At 68.6% G+C, this 16683-nt stretch carries 15 protein-coding genes; 11 read left to right on the top strand and 4 right to left on the bottom strand.

Annotated features, from left to right (window positions below; genetic code table 11):
• The first annotated feature begins 28 nt into the window (after nt 1–28).
• From IEY14_RS04395 to fdhA, 8 genes are all read left to right on the top strand, one after another.
• A complete protein-coding gene (locus tag IEY14_RS04395) occupies nt 29–292 on the top strand; it encodes a type II toxin-antitoxin system ParD family antitoxin (protein WP_210318267.1) in 264 nt (87 codons plus the stop codon).
• Nucleotides 289–648 carry a type II toxin-antitoxin system RelE/ParE family toxin gene (locus IEY14_RS04390; RefSeq protein ID WP_188906959.1) on the top strand — a complete coding sequence of 120 codons (360 nt, stop codon included), beginning with the start codon at nt 289–291 and terminating at the stop codon, nt 646–648. Before IEY14_RS04395 ends, IEY14_RS04390 begins: the two co-directional genes overlap by 4 nt.
• Before the next feature lie 116 nt (nt 649–764).
• On the top strand, nt 765–2438 hold the full coding sequence (recN, locus tag IEY14_RS04385) for a DNA repair protein RecN (protein ID WP_188906958.1): 1674 nt from the start codon (nt 765–767) through the stop codon (nt 2436–2438).
• Nucleotides 2439–2505: 67 nt separating this feature from the next.
• Entirely contained in the window at nt 2506–4995 is a 2490-nt protein-coding gene (gene ligA / locus IEY14_RS04380) for an NAD-dependent DNA ligase LigA (RefSeq protein ID WP_188906957.1), read from the top strand.
• A gap of 12 nt (nt 4996–5007) precedes the next feature.
• Nucleotides 5008–5898: a 3'-5' exonuclease gene (locus tag IEY14_RS04375; RefSeq protein WP_188906956.1), complete on the top strand. Its 891-nt coding sequence runs from the start codon at nt 5008–5010 to the stop codon at nt 5896–5898.
• Between the two features lie 27 nt (nt 5899–5925).
• Nucleotides 5926–6624, top strand: a complete 699-nt coding sequence (locus IEY14_RS04370) for an AzlC family ABC transporter permease (RefSeq protein ID WP_188906955.1) — start codon at nt 5926–5928, stop codon at nt 6622–6624.
• 5 nt (nt 6625–6629) lie between these two features.
• Nucleotides 6630–6917 (top strand): AzlD family protein, encoded by a 288-nt coding sequence (locus tag IEY14_RS04365; RefSeq protein ID WP_244639342.1) that lies wholly within the window; start codon nt 6630–6632, stop codon nt 6915–6917.
• Nucleotides 6918–7079: 162 nt separating this feature from the next.
• A complete protein-coding gene (gene fdhA / locus IEY14_RS04360; protein WP_188906953.1) occupies nt 7080–8267 on the top strand; it encodes a formaldehyde dehydrogenase, glutathione-independent in 1188 nt (395 codons plus the stop codon).
• 63 nt (nt 8268–8330) lie between these two features.
• Here fdhA and IEY14_RS04355 read toward each other — a convergent pair whose 3' ends face one another.
• A complete protein-coding gene (locus IEY14_RS04355; protein WP_188906952.1) occupies nt 8331–9284 on the bottom strand; it encodes a Tim44 domain-containing protein in 954 nt (317 codons plus the stop codon).
• Nucleotides 9285–9448: 164 nt separating this feature from the next.
• Here IEY14_RS04355 and IEY14_RS04350 point away from each other — a divergent pair, with 164 nt between their 5' ends.
• Genes IEY14_RS04350 through IEY14_RS04340 form a run of 3 tightly spaced genes read left to right on the top strand, consistent with a single transcriptional unit; the run spans nt 9449 to nt 12192 of the window.
• The gene (locus tag IEY14_RS04350) at nt 9449–10672 is read left to right on the top strand and encodes an MFS transporter (protein ID WP_188906951.1); all 1224 of its coding nucleotides are present in this window, start codon (nt 9449–9451) and stop codon (nt 10670–10672) included.
• A 41-nt stretch (nt 10673–10713) separates the two neighbouring features.
• A complete protein-coding gene (locus tag IEY14_RS04345; protein WP_188906950.1) occupies nt 10714–11307 on the top strand; it encodes an SCO family protein in 594 nt (197 codons plus the stop codon).
• A gap of 12 nt (nt 11308–11319) precedes the next feature.
• Nucleotides 11320–12192, top strand: a complete 873-nt coding sequence (locus IEY14_RS04340) for a 50S ribosomal protein L11 methyltransferase (protein WP_188906949.1) — start codon at nt 11320–11322, stop codon at nt 12190–12192.
• Between the two features lie 15 nt (nt 12193–12207).
• On the opposite strand, the gene IEY14_RS04335 is transcribed toward IEY14_RS04340, so the two are convergent.
• The 3 genes from IEY14_RS04335 to IEY14_RS04320 all read right to left on the bottom strand — a co-directional run bounded on the left by IEY14_RS04335 (nt 12208) and on the right by IEY14_RS04320 (nt 16600).
• A complete protein-coding gene (locus IEY14_RS04335) occupies nt 12208–12420 on the bottom strand; it encodes a hypothetical protein (protein WP_188906948.1) in 213 nt (70 codons plus the stop codon).
• A 184-nt stretch (nt 12421–12604) separates the two neighbouring features.
• The gene (locus IEY14_RS04330; protein WP_188906947.1) at nt 12605–13084 is read right to left on the bottom strand and encodes a BA14K family protein; all 480 of its coding nucleotides are present in this window, start codon (nt 13082–13084) and stop codon (nt 12605–12607) included.
• 795 nt (nt 13085–13879) lie between these two features.
• Nucleotides 13880–16600, bottom strand: coding sequence for an ATP-dependent helicase (locus IEY14_RS04320; RefSeq protein ID WP_444542171.1), 2721 nt, complete (start codon nt 16598–16600; stop codon nt 13880–13882).
• Between the last annotated feature and the right edge of the window lie 83 nt (nt 16601–16683).

The following is a 16683-nucleotide window of genomic DNA, read 5'->3' as shown; positions in this document are numbered from 1 at the left end:
ACTCTCGACGGATACCTGGAGGTTCGAAATGTCGACGATGCGCTTGGATCTCTCCGACGACATGATCGAGTTCATCGACGCCGCCGTCGCGGCGGGCGACTACCGCACATCGAGCGAAGTCGTCGGCGAAGCTCTTCGTCTGCTTCGCCGCGAGCGCGCGGCGCAACGCCAGACGGCGGCGTTGCGGCGCGAAATCGAACGTGGGCTCGATGCCGCAGCGGTGAACGAGTTCTCCAGCCGAACGGTCGCGGAGATCGCGGCCGATGTGCGGCAGCGAGCCGGGGAGCGGTGAGGCCGAGGCTCACGCGACTGGCAGACGAGGACATCGCCGAAATCCTCGCCGAAACGCTGCATCGCTTCGGGCCGAACCAGTTCGGGCTCTATGCCGACCTTATCCAGAAGAGCCTGGATCTCCTCGCCGACGATCCCTTCGCTTTGACGACAGTTCCGCGCGACGCGCTTGCGCCCGGCCTGCGCATGCTGGCTCTCGGTCGCCTCGCATGGCGGCGTGATGCGGCGGCGCATTGTGTCTATTATGTTCTGCCGCTTCCGGGGCGGCGGGCCGAGACCGTCGTCCTCCGCGTCCTGCACGAGCGCATGGAGCCGGCGGCTTGGCTTTCCCGAGGTTTCGATGAAATGGCATCCTGAGCGCCGATGACCTTCCCGACCGAAACATCCATGTCTGCCGCTTCCTGATCGTTCCGTGGCTTCCTATCTTCGCCTCGCTTGCCTTTTCTGGCATCCGGGACTAGCGACATAGCTCCATGCTTGTTCACCTTTCGATCCGCGACATCGTGCTGATCGAGCGCCTCGATTTGAGCCTGAACGACGGCCTGTCCGTCCTGACGGGCGAAACGGGCGCCGGCAAGTCGATCCTGCTCGACGCTCTGTCGCTGGCGCTCGGCGGGCGCGGCGATGGCGGTCTCGTGCGCCATGGCGCCAAGCAGGGCGAGATCACCGCCGTCTTCGATCTGCCGGCCGGCCATGCCGCGCGGCGCCTCCTTTCCGAGAATGGCTTCGACGACGACGGCGACTTGGTGCTCCGCCGCGTCCAAAGCGCCGACGGCCGCAGCCGCGTCTTCGTCAACGACCGGCCGTCCAGCGTCTCCCTGATGCGCGATCTCGGCGTCCATCTGGTGGAGATCCATGGCCAGCACGACGACCGCGCGCTGGTCGACCCCGACGCCCACCGCATGCTGCTCGACGCCTATGGCGGCTTCTCCACCGAGGTCGAGGCCGTTGCCCGCGCCTATGCCGAGTGGAAGGGCACCGAAACCGAGCTGACCCGGCATCGCGCCAAGGTCGAGGCGGCGGCGCGGGAGGCGGACTATCTGCGGGCCGCCGTCGAGGAGCTGTCCGAGCTCGCGCCGCTCGCCGGCGAAGAGACGGAGCTCGCCGAGCGCCGGCAGGTGATGATGAAGTCGGAGAAGATCGCGACCGACGTCAACGACGCCTTCGAGGAACTGGCCGGCAACGGTTCGCCGATCCCGGCCTTGGCCGGCCTCCTGAAACGGCTCGACCGCAAGAAGGACGAATTGCCGGGTCTCCTCGACGAGGTGATCGAGCGGCTCGACACGGCGCTGGATTCGCTCTCGGACGCGCAGATGGGCCTGCAATCGGCGCTGCGCAGTCTGGAATACGATCCGCGCGCGCTGGAGGAATGCGAGGAGCGGCTGTTCGCGCTGCGCGCGGCGGGGCGCAAGTTCACCTGTCCGGTGGACGACCTGCCGGATCTCGCGGCGCGGATGATCGGCGATCTGGCGGATCTCGATGCCGGCGAGACGCGCCTTGCCGAGCTCGCCAAGCTCGTCGCCGAGCGGCGTGTGGTCTTCGACCGGCTGGCCGCCGATCTTTCCGCCAAGCGGCACGCGACGGCGGCCGATCTCGAAGCGGCGGTGATGGCCGAGCTGCCGGACCTGAAGCTCGAACGCGCGACCTTCATCGTCGAGATGCGCAGCGATGCCGAGCGGCCCTCCGCCGCCGGCATCGACACGGTGGAATTCTGGGTGCGCACCAATCCCGGCACGCGGCCCGGCCCGATGATGAAGGTCGCCTCCGGCGGCGAGCTGTCGCGCTTTCTCCTCGCGCTGAAGGTGGCACTCGCCGACAAGGGCTCGGCGCCGACCCTCGTCTTCGACGAGATCGACACCGGCGTCGGCGGCGCGGTGGCCGATGCCATCGGCCGGCGGCTGGCCCGGCTGGCGAGCCGGGTGCAGGTCCTGTCCGTCACCCACGCGCCGCAGGTCGCGGCCCGCGCCACGACCCATCTCCTCATCTCGAAAAGCGCCAGCGAGGCGGAGAAGGAGCGGGTGGCGACACGCGTCGCGGCGCTGGAAGCCGTACACCGTACCGAAGAGATCGCCCGCATGCTGGCCGGCGAAAGCATCACCGAGGAAGCGCGCGCCGCCGCCAAGCGTCTGATCGGCGCGGCGCTTTGACGACTCGTAAAGCATGGCGCGTCATGGTCCGCGCGGACTGATCCAACGATAGGCGGCGGCTTTTCCGATGGCGAACGAGACCCCGGTCGACGACCTGACGCCCGAGGCGGCCGCCGCCGAACTCGAACGCCTTGCGGCACTTCTCGCCGATTACGACCGCCACTATTACGAGGAAGATGCGCCGGCCGTCTCGGATGCCGAATATGACGGCCTGCGCCGGCGCAATCTCGCCATCGAGGCGCGTTTTCCCGATCTCGTCCGGGCCGATTCGCCGTCGCTGAAGGTCGGCACCGCGCCTTCCGCGAAATTCGCCAAGATCCGGCATGCCGTGCCGATGCTCTCGCTCGACAATGCCTTTTCGGACGAGGACGTGGCGGATTTCGCGCGCCGCGTCCGGCGCTTCCTGAAGCTTGCCGACAGCGCGCCGCTGGCGATCACTGCCGAACCGAAGATCGACGGCCTGTCGCTGTCGCTGCGCTACGAGGAGGGGCGGCTCGTCTCCGCCGCGACGCGCGGCGACGGCTCGGTCGGCGAGGACGTGACGGCGAATGCCCGCACCCTGGACGACATTCCGAACCGCCTGATGGGCGATGCGCCGGCCGTGTTCGAGGTGCGCGGCGAGGTCTACATGACCCATGCCGATTTCGCCGCGCTGAACGAGCGGCTGGCGCGCGGCGACGACCCCGAAGAGGCGGCGCCGGCGGCGGAAGGCGAGGCGGGGGCCGAGCCGGCGCGCAAGGTGCGCCAGTTCGCCAATCCGCGCAACGCCGCGGCCGGCTCGCTGCGCCAGAAGGACCCGGCGGTGACGCGCGAACGCCCCTTGCGCTTCTTCGCCTATGCCTGGGGACAGGCGAGCGCCGTGCCGGGCGCCACCCAGACCGAGGTGGTCGAGGCGATGGCCGGCTTCGGCTTCCAAACCAATCCGCTGATGCGCCGCTTCGAGGATATCGAGGGCCTCATCCGCCATTACCGCATGATCGAGGCGGAGCGCGCGGCGCTCGGCTACGATATCGACGGCGTCGTCTACAAGGTGGACGATCTCAAGCTGCAGGAACGGCTCGGCTTCGTGTCGCGCTTTCCGCGCTGGGCCATCGCCCACAAGTTCTCGGCCGAGCAGGCGACGACCGTGGTCCGGGCGATCGAGATCAATGTCGGGCGCACCGGCAAGCTGGCGCCGCTCGCCAAGCTGGAGCCGGTGACGGTCGGCGGCGTCGTCGTCTCCAACGTCACCCTGCACAACGAGGATTACATCGCCGGACGCGACGCCGATGGCGGGCCGATCCGCGAGGGCAAGGACATCCGCATCGGCGATACGATCGTCATCCAGCGGGCGGGGGACGTCATCCCGCAGGTGGTGGACGTGGTGCTGGAGAAGCGGCCGGCCGCGGCGGAACGCTTCCGCTTTCCCGACCATTGCCCGGCCTGCGGCTCGACGGCGGTGCGCGAGATCAATCCGCGCACCGGGCGGCCGGATTCCAACCGCGTCTGCACGGCGCATCTCACCTGTCCGGCGCAGGCGCGGGAAGGGCTGAAGCATTTCGTGGCGCGGCCCGCCTTCGACATCGAGGGGCTGGGCGAGACCTTCATCGAGACGCTGTTCGACGCCGGGCTGGTGCGCCAGCCGGCCGATATCTTCCACCTCGAATTCGAACCCTTACGCGCCGCGATCGAGGCGCGGCGCAAGGCGATCTCCGAAGCGCGCCGTGCCGCCGAAGGCAAGGATGCCGCCGAAAAGCCCGCCAAGAAGGCGGAGACCACGAAGGCGATCGAGAATCTCCTGTCCGGCATCGCGGCGCGCCGGACCGTGCCGCTCGACCGCTTCGTCTTCGCGCTCGGCATTCCCGAGATCGGCGAGACGAGCGCCAAGGCGCTGGCCCGCAAGTTCGACGACGTGCCGAGCCTGATGGCGGGCATCGCGGCGGCCAGCGCCGCCCAGGCCGGCGAGGCCTGGTCCGAGCTCGGCGCGCTGCGCACGGTGGGCGGCGGCACCTTCGGCCGCATGATGGCGCTCGATCCGGCCAAGCTCGAAGATCCCGAATGGGACCCGTTCCGCGACGCGGAGCTGACGCTGAAGGCCAATCAGCGCGTGGCGCTGCGCGAGCGCTATGGCGATGCCGCCGGCCTGCGCGACGCGATCCGCCAGGCGCAGGCCGGCGCGCCGGGCGAGGCCTATCTCGATCTCGCCAAGGACGGCGATCTCGGGCCCGTCGCGACCTCCTCGCTCATCCATTTCTTCGAGGAGGCGCATAACCGCGAGGCGGTGGAGGCGCTTCTGGCGGCGGGCGTCTCGACCAGCAACGAACGGCCGAAAGTGTCCTCCGCCTCGCCGGTGGCGGGCAAGACGGTGGTCTTCACCGGTTCGCTCGAACAGATGACGCGGCCGGAGGCGACGAAGCGGGCCGAGGCGCTGGGCGCCAAGGTCTCCGGCTCGGTGTCGAAGAAGACCGATCTCGTCGTCGCCGGCCCGGGCGCCGGTTCGAAGCTCGCCGAAGCCGAGAAACACGGCGTGAAGGTCATCACCGAATCGGAATGGCTTGCCTTGATCGGAGAAGCCTGATTCATCGAGGGCATGACGACCGTCGCCCTGGATTTCGAAACCGCGAACCGCTCGCCGGCCAGCGCTTGCGCCATCGGCCTCGCCTTCATCGAGGATGGCCGCGTGGCGCGGCGGTTCTACAGCCTGCTGCGTCCGCCCGAGATCGTATTCGAGCCGGGTCATATCCGCATCCACGGTATTCGCCCGACCGATGTCGTGGATGCGCCCGATTTCCCGACGCTCTGGCGCGGTCTCGCGGGCGAGCTGGAGGGCGCGCTCGTCCTCGCCCATAACGCGCCCTTCGACCTCAAGGTGCTCTCGGCGACGCTCCAGCATTACCGCCTGGCGCAGCCGGGCTTCGCTTCGCTCTGCACGGTGAGCCTCGCCCGCCGGCTCTGGCCGGAAGAGCCGAGCAAACGCCTCTCGGCGCTGGCGGCGAAGTTCGGCATCGGCTTCTCGCATCACCATGCCGGCGAGGATGCGATGGCCTGTGCCGAGATCGCGCTCGAAGGCATGCGAGAGACCGGCGCCGCCTCGGTCGCCGACATGGCGGAGACGCTCGGCCTCCGCCGGCCCGTCGCCGCGATCGCGGCGGCGAAGGCGGGCGGCATCGCCGAACGGGCGCTGGCCGCCCGGCTCGGCCGGCCGAAGCTCGAGAACATCCTTCGCTTCCGCGTCAGCGGCAGCAAGGGCACGCCCTACGACATGGTGCTGCGCACGGACGGGCAGGGGGACCGGCGCCTGTTCTGCTCCTGTCCGGGCGCCCGCTTCCGCGCCGAATGCCGGCATATGAAGGCGCTTCAGGCGGGCGACCACAGCGCGCTTCTCGCGGGCGGCGGCGCCGAGTTCCGCCAGCTTTCGGCATTGCTTTCGGCCGCGTTCGGTGGCTTTGAGGAGCGGCGCTTCGCCGCGACGGGAAGCTGACGCCCTCGTTTCTCACCGGTGCCTTTCTTGTCCCAATCCCATGAAGCACGGGCCGGACTGCGCGAAGTCCTGCCCCTTCTGTTCGTCATCCTGCCCTTCGGGGCGATCTTCGGCACCTATGCGCTGCAATCCGGGCTCACCCTCGGCCAGACGCTCGGCTTCGGCGGCCTGATCTATGCCGGCGCGAGCCAGCTCGTCGCCTTGCAGATGATGAGCCATGGCGCGCCGCTCTGGTCGGCGGTGCTGGCGATCTTCGCGCTGAACTTCCGCCATGTCCTTTATTCGGCGTCGATCGGCCGGCATCTGACGCGTTTCTCGGCGGCTCAGAAGGCGCTCGCCTTCTTCCTGCTGGTCGATCCGAGCTTCGGCGCGGCGGAGGCCCGCGTCGCCAAGGCGCCGCTGACCAGGACCTTCTACTTCACCTATGCCGTCGCGCTCTACGCCACCTGGGTCCTGTCCTGCTGGCTCGGCTACGAGTTCGGCCGGCTGATCCGCGACCCGCATGACGTGGCGCTCGACTTCATCCTGCCGGTCTATTTCCTGGCGCTGGTGACGGATTTCCGCAGCCGCGCCAATTTCCTGCCCGTCGCCGTGATCAGCGCGCTCGCCTCCGGCATCCTCTACGCGACGGTCGGCTCGCCCTGGCATGTCACCGTCGGCGGGCTCGCCGGCATCGCCTATGCCGCTTCGGTCAAGCCGAAGCAGCCGAAGGATGTCACGCCGTGAACGAGATGTGGTGGGTCGTCATCCTCGGCGCGCTCCTGACCTATGCGACGCGCATCGGCGGCTATCTGGCGATCGCGCGGTTCAGGACCCTCCATCCGCGCGTCGAGCAGGCGCTGGAGGCGGTGCCGGCGGCGGTGCTCGTGACGATCGCCGTGCCGGGCTTCGTCGACGGCACCTGGCTCGAACGCGCGGTCCTCGCCGTCGCCGGCCTCGCCGCCTTCCGCTTTCCGCACATTCTCGTGATCTTCGGGGCGACCGCCCTCGTCGCCCTGATGCGCGCCAAGGGCTTCTGAACGCCCGCCGGGCGCGGCATGGGGCCTGAGTGGTCCAGCGCCGACATCCCCCGTCGCCCGCCGGCCTTGCACGGGTCCGAGAGCCTGCCAGTTTCGTCGTCGCGCGGCCGGACGGGAGGAACGGCCGGGCCGCGCGCGACGCATCCAAAGGGAGGAATGAGGATGTCTGGCAATCGTGGCGTCGTCTATCTCGGGCCGAACAAGGTCGAGGTGCAGACTATCGACGATCCGAAATTCGAGGACCCGCATGGCCGCCGGATCGAGCACGCGGTCATCCTGAAGGTTCTTTCGACCAATATCTGCGGCTCGGACCAGCATATGGTGCGCGGGCGCACCACGGCGCCCGCCGGGCTCGTGCTCGGCCACGAGATCACCGGCGAGGTGATCGAGGCCGGCGCCGATGTCGAGATGCTGCGCAAGGGCGACGTGGTCTCCGTGCCGTTCAACGTCGCCTGCGGCCGCTGCCGCACCTGCAAGTCGGGCGATACCGGCGTCTGCCTGCATGTGAACGAGTCCCGGGCCGGCGGCGCCTATGGCTATGTCGACATGGGCGGCTGGATCGGCGGCCAGGCGCGCTACGTCATGGTGCCCTATGCCGATTTCAACCTGCTGAAATTCCCCGATCGCGACCAGGCGCTGGCGAAGATCCGCGATCTCACCATGCTGTCCGACATCCTGCCGACCGGCTTCCACGGCGCGATCAAGGCGGGCGTCGGCGTCGGCTCCACCGTCTATGTCGCGGGCGCCGGCCCGGTCGGCCTCGCGGCGGCGGCCTCGGCCCGCATTCTCGGCGCCGCCGTGACGATGATCGGCGACTTCAATCCCGAACGCCTCGCCCATGCCGAGAAGATGGGCTTCACGCCGATCGACCTCTCGAAGCACGACAGGCTGGGCGAGATGGTGGAGGCGGTGGTGGGCGTGCCGGAAGTCGATGCCGCGATCGACGCGGTCGGCTTCGAGGCGCGCGGCCATTCGGGCGGCGAACAGCCGGCGATCGTGCTCAACCAGATGATGGAGATCACCCGCGCCGCCGGCTCGATCGGCATTCCGGGCCTTTATGTGACGGAAGACCCCGGCGCGGTGGACGAGGCCGCCAAGCAGGGCAGCCTGTCGCTGCGGCTCGGTCTCGGCTGGGCCAAGGCCCAGTCCTTCCATACCGGCCAGACGCCGGTGCTGCGCTACAACCGCCAGCTGATGATGGCGATCCTGCATGGCCGCCTGCCGATCGCCGACATCGTCAACGCGAAGGTGATCTCGCTGGAGGAGGCGCCGGCCGGCTACCAGGATTTCGACAAGGGCGCGGCGGTGAAATACGTGCTCGACCCGCACGACATGCTACGCGCCGCCTGAGCCAAGAAACAGGAACGGGCGCCCTGGGGCGCCCGTCCGTCAGGTCCGTGAAGGAGAGGCGGGTCAGACCTCCTGGATGGCGGAGAGCTTCCAGTCGCCGCCCGGATCGCGCAGGAAAGTCCAAATTTCCGTCGTCTCGCTCGGGCGCTCGTCGCCGGCGACGATGCGGCCCGTCGCCCGCTCGCGCGTCACGTCGCGCGAGGAATAGCGCATCGCGACCGTCGCGTAGTCGCGGCTGCCCTCGCGCCAGCTCTCGGCGAGATCGCCCTGGAGGAGCTTCACGTCGGCGACCTCGTTCCTCACGCCCTGCGAGGCGTTCTGGCCGAGCTCTTCCGACAGATAGCCCATCATCTCCGGCGTGGTGATGGCGCGCAGCGCCGCATAGTCCTCGCGCGAATAGGCGGTCTGCAATTCGCCGAGACGGCGCTCGAACATGTCGAGATCGCTCGGGCCGACCGCGACCTCGTCGCGCGTCGCGGGGCGCGCCGATCCGCCGCCGCCGAGACGCGAGCCGATGCCCGGAATGCCGCCGCCCTGGCGGGGGGCGTCATAGCCGTTCCGCTCCATGCGCTGCGGCCCGCCCGCCATCGCGGGCGCCGACGAGCGCGACCGGAAGAAGCGCAGCGCCAGCATCACCAGCGCCGCGATGATGAGCGCCTGGATCAGGAAGCCGAACATGCCGGCGAGGCCGCCGAAACCACCGCCGAAGACAAGGCCGATCAGGCCGCCGATCATCAGGCCGCGAAACAGCGAGCCGCCGAAGCTCGGGCGATTGAAGCTCGAAGCCGGCGCGGCGGCCGGGGCCTGCGTCGCCGCGCCCGGCTGCGTCATCGTGCGCTGCACCGGGGCGACGCTCGGCGCCGTGTTGGTGGAAGGCACCGACTGGAACGTGCGCGTGCCGCGGCTGCCGAAGCTGCCGCCGCGCCGCGCTTCCGCCATGTCCACCGTCACCATCGTGAAGGCCACGGCCAGGGCGCCGAGCGCCGTGAGAAGCCTGGTCTTGCGGGAGGTGAGCATCGCATCCGGTTCCTGTTGCGGTTTTCCGCGTCCTATATGGGGGCGCGGCCGGCGCTTGCTAAGAGGCCTCGGGTGCCATTCCCGGTCCTGGTGAGAGTTTGGTCAACGCGGCGTTCAGTGGCGGCCACCTTGTTCCTTGCGGCGAACGGGCCTAGCACGGCCCCATGACGAACGATCCCGCCGCGCCGCACGAAGGGCCGAGCCTCGGCCTCACCGCCTTCTTCGCGCTCGCCTGCGGCGCGCTCGCCGCCAATCTCTATTATGCCCAGCCGCTCGTCGCGCCGATCGCCCAGTCGATCGGCCTCGACGTCTCGATCGAAAGCGCCATCGTCACGGCGGCGCAGGTCGGTTACGGCCTCGGCCTCGCCGCGCTGGTGCCGCTCGGCGACGTTTTGGAGAACCGCCGGCTGATCCTCTCGACCATGGCGGCGACCATCCTCAGCCTCGTCGGCTTCGCCATGGCGCCGAACGCCGCGACGCTCTTCGCCATGATGCTGATCGTCGGGCTCACCTCCTGCGCGGCGCAGATGCTGGTGCCGCTCGCCGCCCATCTCGCGCCGCCGGCGGCGCGCGGCCGGGTGGTCGGCAATGTGATGAGCGGCCTTCTCGGCGGCATCCTGCTCGCCCGGCCGCTGTCGAGCTTCCTTTCCGTCCAGATCGGCTGGCGCGGCGTGTTCCTCGCCTCGGCCGGCCTGCTGCTCGTCGTTCTCGCGAGCGCCGTCCTTCTCCTGCCGAAGCGCAAGCCGGCGGCGGCCCATTCCTATGGCGAGCTCGTCGCCTCGCTCGGCCGCCTGTTTCTGTCCGAGCCGGTGCTGCGGCGGCGCGCGCTCTATCACGCGGCGATGTTCGCCGCCTTCTCGCTGTTCTGGACCGGCGCGCCGCTGATCCTGATGCGCCCGCCGCACGAGTTCACGCAGACCGGCATCGCGTTCTTCGCCCTGTCCGGCGTGCTCGGCGTCTTCGCCGCTCCGGTCGCCGGCCGGCTCGCCGATCGAGGCCATTCGCGGCGCGGCACGCTCACCGCCATGTCCTGCGTCGTCGCCGGCTTCGCCCTGGCGCTGGCCGGGCCGCATTCGGTGGCGGCCCTCGTCGTCGCCGGCATCCTGGTCGATCTCGGCGTCCAGGCCAATCTCGTCATCGGCCAGCGCGAAATCTTCCAGCTCGATCCGACGATCCGCAACCGGCTGAATGCCGTCTATATGGCGACCTTCTTCGCCGGCGGGGCGCTCGGCTCCGCCCTGACCAGCCCGGCGCTCGCGCATTTCGGCTGGACGGGCCTCTGCCTTCTCGGCCTCGGCTTCCCGGCGGTGGCTCTCCTCTGCGCGCTTTTCGGCGAGGGCACGGTCGGCGCGGGGCGGCGCGAAGCCTTTTCGTCCCGGCCGGACTGATATATCCCGCTCATCGTCGACAATCCCGGAGGCTGCAACCTATGCGCCGGCTCGCGCTCTTCCGCGTCGCCCTCTGGGCCATGATCGCCCTGTTCGGCGGCGCCGCCCTCGCCCTGACCTTTATGCGCGGCGACGGGCCGCTGGCCATCGCCGACCAGCCCTATGGCACGCCCTTCCGGCTGGAGGATCAGAACGGCCGGCCGGTGACGGAGGCGCTGTTCCGCGGCCGGCCGAGCGCCGTCTTCTTCGGCTATACCAACTGCCCCGACGTCTGTCCGACCACCATGTCCGAACTCGGCGCCTATCGCGAGGCGTTGAAGGCGAAGGGCAAGGACTTCCAGATCGTCTTCGTCACGGTCGATCCGGCCCGCGACACGCCGGATTTCCTGAAGACCTATGTCGGCGCGATCTCGCCGGACATCGTCGCCCTGACCGGGCCGCAGGCCGATGTCGCCGCCATGCTGAAGGGCTGGGGCGTCTACTGGAAGAAGGTGGGCGAGGGGCGCGACTACGCCATGGACCACACCGCCACGACCTTCCTTCTCGATTCCGGCGGGCGGCTCTTCGGCACGCTCGCCTATGACGAGGACGAGACGAGCGCCAAGGCCAAGCTCGAACGCCTCGCCGCCAGCTGATTTCGGAGCGCCATGTCTGAGACCCGTTTCTTCGTCCGTGCCTCGAAAGAGGAGGTCGGCCGCATCTTCGCCCTATGGGACGCCGCCTTCGAGGACGAGGGCGCGCCCGTCGGCATGCGCGAGATCGACGAGGCCGCGGATCTCCACGAGGTGTCCATCTATTTCGACGACGCGGAGGGCGATCGCGAAGCGGAGGTCGCCGCCGTGCTGGACGCGCCGCTGCGCGCCCGGCTGGAGCGGGAGGCCATTCCCGAAACCGACTGGATGAAGCAGGTGCTCGCCGAGCTGAAGCCGGTGCGGGCCGGGCGCTTCGTCGTCCATGGCGCGCATGACCGGAGCGTGGTCCGGCCGAACGATCTCTCGATCGAGATCGAGGCGGGCCAGGCCTTCGGCACCGGCCATCACGGCACGACGGCGGGCTGCCTCGACATGATCGACCGCATCGTGCGCCGGCGCCGGCCGGGCAATGTCCTCGATCTCGGCACGGGCACGGCCGTGCTGGCGATCGGCGCGGCGAAGCTCGCGCGCGTGCCGGTGCTCGCCACCGATATCGATCCGGTGGCGATCGCGGTGGCGCGCGAGAATATCGCCAACAATCGCGTCGCCGGGCTCGTCACCGCGGAGGTCGCGACCGGCATGTCCGGCGCCGCGATCCGCCGGCGCGCGCCCTTCGATCTCGTGGTGGCGAACATCCTGGCCGGGCCGCTGGCGAAGCTCGCGCCGGCCGTCGCGAGAAGCCTCGCGCCCTCCGGCGACGTCGTTCTCTCCGGCATTCTCGTCCGGCAGCGCAACGCGGTGCTGGCGGCCTATCGCGACCAGCATCTCTATCACCGCGCGACGATCACGCGCGGCGATTGGGTGACGCTGCATCTCAAGCGCGGCTGAGCGCCGCCGCCGGGTTCAGGCCCGGCTCGGCGCGGCGAAATCGCCGCGAAACCGGCGCTCGTTTTCGGAATGCTCGCGCCCGCCGTGGCAGAACATCAGCATGGACGAGGTGCAGTGGCGGGCGGCCCGGCGCTGGCGATGGTCCATCAGCCGATCGAAGGCGTCGGAACTCATCACGCCCTGGCGCGAGTGGTTGCGGGTGGCGCGTTCGAAATAGCGGGGCGTCATCGGGAAGCTCCTGGCATGCGTCGGTCGTCTGGCTCTCCCAGGCTGGAATATGCGGCTGCCACCGCGTGGCGACCACTCTCCCGACTGCATAGCTGCCATCTGCTTGTTGCAGTGCAGCATTCGCCGTTTCGTCATGAAAAAGGCGGGGTCGCGGCCCCGCCTTTCCCTTGTCTTTGCGTCCGCCTCAGCGGCAGTAGCGGCGCGGCCCGTTATAGGGCTGGTAGGTGCCGCTCGCCGGATCGTAGGAGCGGTATTTCGACAGGCAGTAGCGGTCATGCGCCGAGAGCCCGCCGCGATAGACCGGCGGCGCGGCGTAGCGCGGGCGGGCCGAATTGGCGATGGCCGCGCCGACGCCGAGCCCGATGATGCCGGCCGCCACCGCCGCGCCGGTATTGTTGTGACGGTAGTAGCGGCGGTCGTAGGAGCGCCGGTCGCGATAATAGCGGCGATCGCCGCCATAGTAGCGTCCGCGCGGATAATAGCCGGGTCCGTGATTGTAGCCGCCGTGCCGCCGCCAATTGCCCGGGACGCCGTCGTTCCAGGGCGCGGCCGACGCGGTCTGGACGCCGATGAGCGGCGTGCCGGACGGCGCCACGGCGGGCACGAAGGAAAAGGCCAGCGCCACCGCCAGGAGGCGCGCTCCGGCGAACCTCAGGATTTTCATGGGAATAACCTCCGAACATGTCCCTGTTCGCCAAAGGGCGAGGCGGGCGCCGAGGTTCCCGCGCGATCTCACCTTCGCGTCAGCCGCCTGTGATTACGCCCAAAGGTCGATGGCACTCGATCGTTCGGATATCGCTCTTTCGATCCACAGCTAAGGAAAGTTTTGGATCTTTACTGGAAGCGATTTCTTTTCCATCTTGGAAGGACAAGCTTGGCGCGCCAGTTTCCATTAAACCGTCCAGGCTAAGGTGATCCGGCGGGAGTGGTTCACTAAAAAACTACACAAAAGGGAGGTAAAAAATGGTATCCATACACGACTCCGTGATATTCGACCGCGAAAGGCGAAGCGGAACGTCTTGGGTCAAGGTCAGACGGCGGGCTCTGTCGCTCGCGCTCGTCCCCTTGTCTTTGATCCTGATGGGTCTGGGCACGCTCGCCATGTCGATCGCCGTCGGTTTGAACCGCGCGACCAGCATGGCGCATGTCCGCAAATGAATTGTCGGCGGAAAACCCGATTATCCGCTGACGATCCAGCGTGGTTGCATTGCAGCAATACTTGCGCCTGACGGCGTGACGGGGGACTTCCGTCGCCGTCAGGGTGGATGATCGCGCATTCCCTTTGGCATTGCGTGCCCTGCCGCGCCGCGATCCCTCGGCCTCCGACGCACTGACGCAATGGAAGATATGATCAAGTCGGAACGGCGGGACCGCCGCGACTAACCAACTCGGCCGTTGCGCGCCAGCGCACACCGTCCGGCTACCTCCGAGGCCGGTCATGCCGGCGCCGCGACGGTTTTCAGGCGTCCTGCAGGAAGCCTTCCAGCACGCGCTTCTGGCCGGCGCGATCGAAGTCGATCGTCAGCTTGTTGCCCTCTACGGCGGCGACGGAACCATTGCCGAATTTCAGGTGGAACACCCGATCGCCGACCTTGAAGCGGCTTTCCTCCGTCGCGACCGACTTGGCGACCAGCGTGCCCTCGATCTCGCGCGGGCCGCCATCGCGCGCCGCGGCGTTGAGGCCGAGTCCGCGGCTCGGTGGCCGGTTGCTGCCACGCCCGCCACCCGAAGCCGGTTCGTAGACGCCGCGCCCCGACCGCTCCAGGCGCCCGGCGAAGCCGTTGGAGGGCATGGCGGTGCCGCTGCCGCCCTGCGCCCGTTCCTCGCTCATCCGGGCGTAGCGATCCGCCTTGGCGGCTAGATCCGTCTCGCGGTTGGAGCGGCGGACATCCGAGCCGGAGACGCCCTGATCGCCATAGGAGATGGCGCGCTCCTTGTGGCCGGAGCGCGAGCCCCAGGCGGTGTCGGGCCGCGTCTCGGCCGCGCGGGCCGCCTGCGCGCGTTTCCAGCCCGGGGTCTGGTAGGAGGTCGTCGAGAAGGCGTCGGCGTCCCAGCGCGAGGCGCCGTAGCCCCCCATGCCGCCGCGCCCGTAGCCGCCATAGGAGGAATTAGCCTCCTTCACCTCGACATGGTCCTCCGGCAATTCGTCCAGGAAGCGCGAGGGAATGGTCGACTGCCAAAGGCCGTGGATGCGCCGGTTCGAGACGAACCAGAGCTTCGCCCGCTGCTTGGCGCGGGTGATGCCGACATAGGCGAGGCGGCGTTCCTCCTCCAGCCCGGAACGGCCGCCCTCGTCGAGCGAGCGCTGATGCGGAAACAGACCTTCCTCCCAGCCCGGCAGGAAGACCGTCTCGAATTCGAGCCCCTTGGCGGAATGGAGCGTCATGATCGACACGGCGTCGAGATCGGCATTCTGCTCGGCATCCATCACGAGCGCCACATGCTCCAGGAAGCCGGGCAGGGAGTCGTAGGGCTCCATGGAGCGGATCAGCTCCTTGAGATTGTCGAGCCGGCCCGGCGCTTCCGCCGAGCGGTCGTTCTGCCACATCTCCGTATAGCCGGACTCCTCCAGGATCATCTCGGCGAGATCGGTATGCTTGGTATTGGCGAGAAGCGAAGCCCAGCGGGCGAAGTTCTTCGTCAGGTCGTCCAGCGCCCGGCGGGGCTTGGACTTCAGCTCCTCCGTCGCGGCGATCTCGGCGGCCGCCGCCATCAGCGGGATGCCCTTCGCCCGTGCATGGTCGTGGAGCAGGCGGACGGTGGTGTCGCCGAGCCCGCGCTTCGGCGTGTTGACGATGCGCTCGAAGGCGAGATCGTCCGCCGGCTGCACGGTGCAGCGGAAATAGGCGAGGGCGTCGCGGATCTCGAGGCGCTCGTAGAAGCGCGGGCCGCCGATCACGCGGTAGTTGAGACCCATCGTGACGAAGCGGTCCTCGAACTCGCGCATCTGGAACGAGGCGCGCACCAGGATCGCCATGTCGTTCAGCTTGTGGCCGCGCCGCTGGAGCTGCTCGATCTCCTCGCCGATCGCCCGCGCCTCCTCCTCCGAATCCCAGGCGGCATTGACCTCGACCTTCTCGTGGTCGGGCTCGATGCCGGCATCGGTGAAGAGCGTCTTGCCGAGCCGGTCCTCATTATGCGCGATGAGATGCGAGGCGGCCCCGAGGATATGGGCGGTAGAGCGGTAGTTCCGCTCCAGGCGGATCACGGCCGCGCCCGGAAAGTCCTTCTCGAAGCGCAGGATATTGTCCACCTCCGCGCCGCGCCAGCCATAGATCGACTGGTCGTCGTCGCCGACGCAGCAGACATTGATAGGCTCGTCCGTGTCGTCGCCGGTGCGCCGCGAGCGCTGCGCGAGAAGGCGCAGCCAGAGATATTGCGCGACATTGGTGTCCTGATACTCGTCGACTAGGATGTAGCGGAAGCGGCGATGATAGTCGGCCAGCACGTCTGGATGGGCGCGGAAGATCGCGATCGGATGCATCAGGAGATCGCCGAAATCGGCGGCGTTGAGGCTCTTCAGCCGCTCCTGATAGGCGGCATAGAGCTGGCGGCCCTTGCCGTTGGCGAAGGCGCGCGCGTCGCCTTCCGGGATCTCCTCGGGCTTCAGGCCCTTGTTCTTCCAGCCGTCCACCATGTTGGCGAAGGTGCGGGCCGGCCAGCGCTTGTCGTCCAGATTCTCCGCCTGGATCAGCTGCTTCATCAGCCGGATCTGGTCGTCGGTGTCGAGAATCGTGAAATTGGTCTTCAGACCGACGAGCTCGGCATGCCGGCGCAGCATCTTCACGCCGATCGAATGGAAGGTGCCGAGCCAGGGCATGCCCTCGACCTCGGCGCCGACGAAGAGCCCGATACGGGTCTTCATCTCGCGCGCCGCCTTGTTGGTGAAGGTGACGGCGAGGATCTGCGAGGGATAGGCGAGGCGACTCGCCAGGATATGGGCGATGCGCGTGGTGAGGACGCGCGTCTTGCCGGTGCCGGCGCCGGCCAGCACCAGGACGGGGCCTTCCGTCGTTTCCACGGCGGCCCGCTGTTCGGGATTGAGGTTCGCGAGATAGTTCGCCTCGCGCATCGCGGCGGGTCCGCCGCGCGCCGCCAGGGCTCGCGCTGCGATGCCGCCCGACGGGCGCTCGGGCGCGCCGGCGAGCGGCCGGGAATGGTCGTCCGGTCGAGTCATCACGGTCTATTTAATCGGTCGTTGCCGGAACACTAGTGGAACACGCCTTGCCGCGCCACCCCGCAAGCCCATGCTTAGACGCGAGA

Source organism: Aureimonas endophytica, from assembly GCF_014642635.1.
Lineage (GTDB): Bacteria > Pseudomonadota > Alphaproteobacteria > Rhizobiales > Rhizobiaceae > Plantimonas > Plantimonas endophytica.
The sequence above is the reverse complement of the archived record's forward strand: the minus strand, read 5'-3'. Positions and strand labels throughout refer to the sequence as shown.

Coding starts and splice junctions, on each gene's coding strand:
- IEY14_RS04395 (WP_210318267.1), top strand. CDS start 29: ATGTCGACGATGCGCTTGGATCTCTCCGACGACATGATCGAGTTCATC.
- recN (WP_188906958.1), top strand. CDS start 765: ATGCTTGTTCACCTTTCGATCCGCGACATCGTGCTGATCGAGCGCCTC.
- ligA (WP_188906957.1), top strand. CDS start 2,506: ATGGCGAACGAGACCCCGGTCGACGACCTGACGCCCGAGGCGGCCGCC.
- IEY14_RS04375 (WP_188906956.1), top strand. CDS start 5,008: ATGACGACCGTCGCCCTGGATTTCGAAACCGCGAACCGCTCGCCGGCC.
- IEY14_RS04365 (WP_244639342.1), top strand. CDS start 6,630: ATGTGGTGGGTCGTCATCCTCGGCGCGCTCCTGACCTATGCGACGCGC.
- fdhA (WP_188906953.1), top strand. CDS start 7,080: ATGTCTGGCAATCGTGGCGTCGTCTATCTCGGGCCGAACAAGGTCGAG.
- IEY14_RS04355 (WP_188906952.1), bottom strand. CDS start 9,284: ATGCTCACCTCCCGCAAGACCAGGCTTCTCACGGCGCTCGGCGCCCTG.
- IEY14_RS04350 (WP_188906951.1), top strand. CDS start 9,449: ATGACGAACGATCCCGCCGCGCCGCACGAAGGGCCGAGCCTCGGCCTC.
- IEY14_RS04345 (WP_188906950.1), top strand. CDS start 10,714: ATGCGCCGGCTCGCGCTCTTCCGCGTCGCCCTCTGGGCCATGATCGCC.
- IEY14_RS04340 (WP_188906949.1), top strand. CDS start 11,320: ATGTCTGAGACCCGTTTCTTCGTCCGTGCCTCGAAAGAGGAGGTCGGC.
- IEY14_RS04335 (WP_188906948.1), bottom strand. CDS start 12,420: ATGACGCCCCGCTATTTCGAACGCGCCACCCGCAACCACTCGCGCCAG.
- IEY14_RS04330 (WP_188906947.1), bottom strand. CDS start 13,084: ATGAAAATCCTGAGGTTCGCCGGAGCGCGCCTCCTGGCGGTGGCGCTG.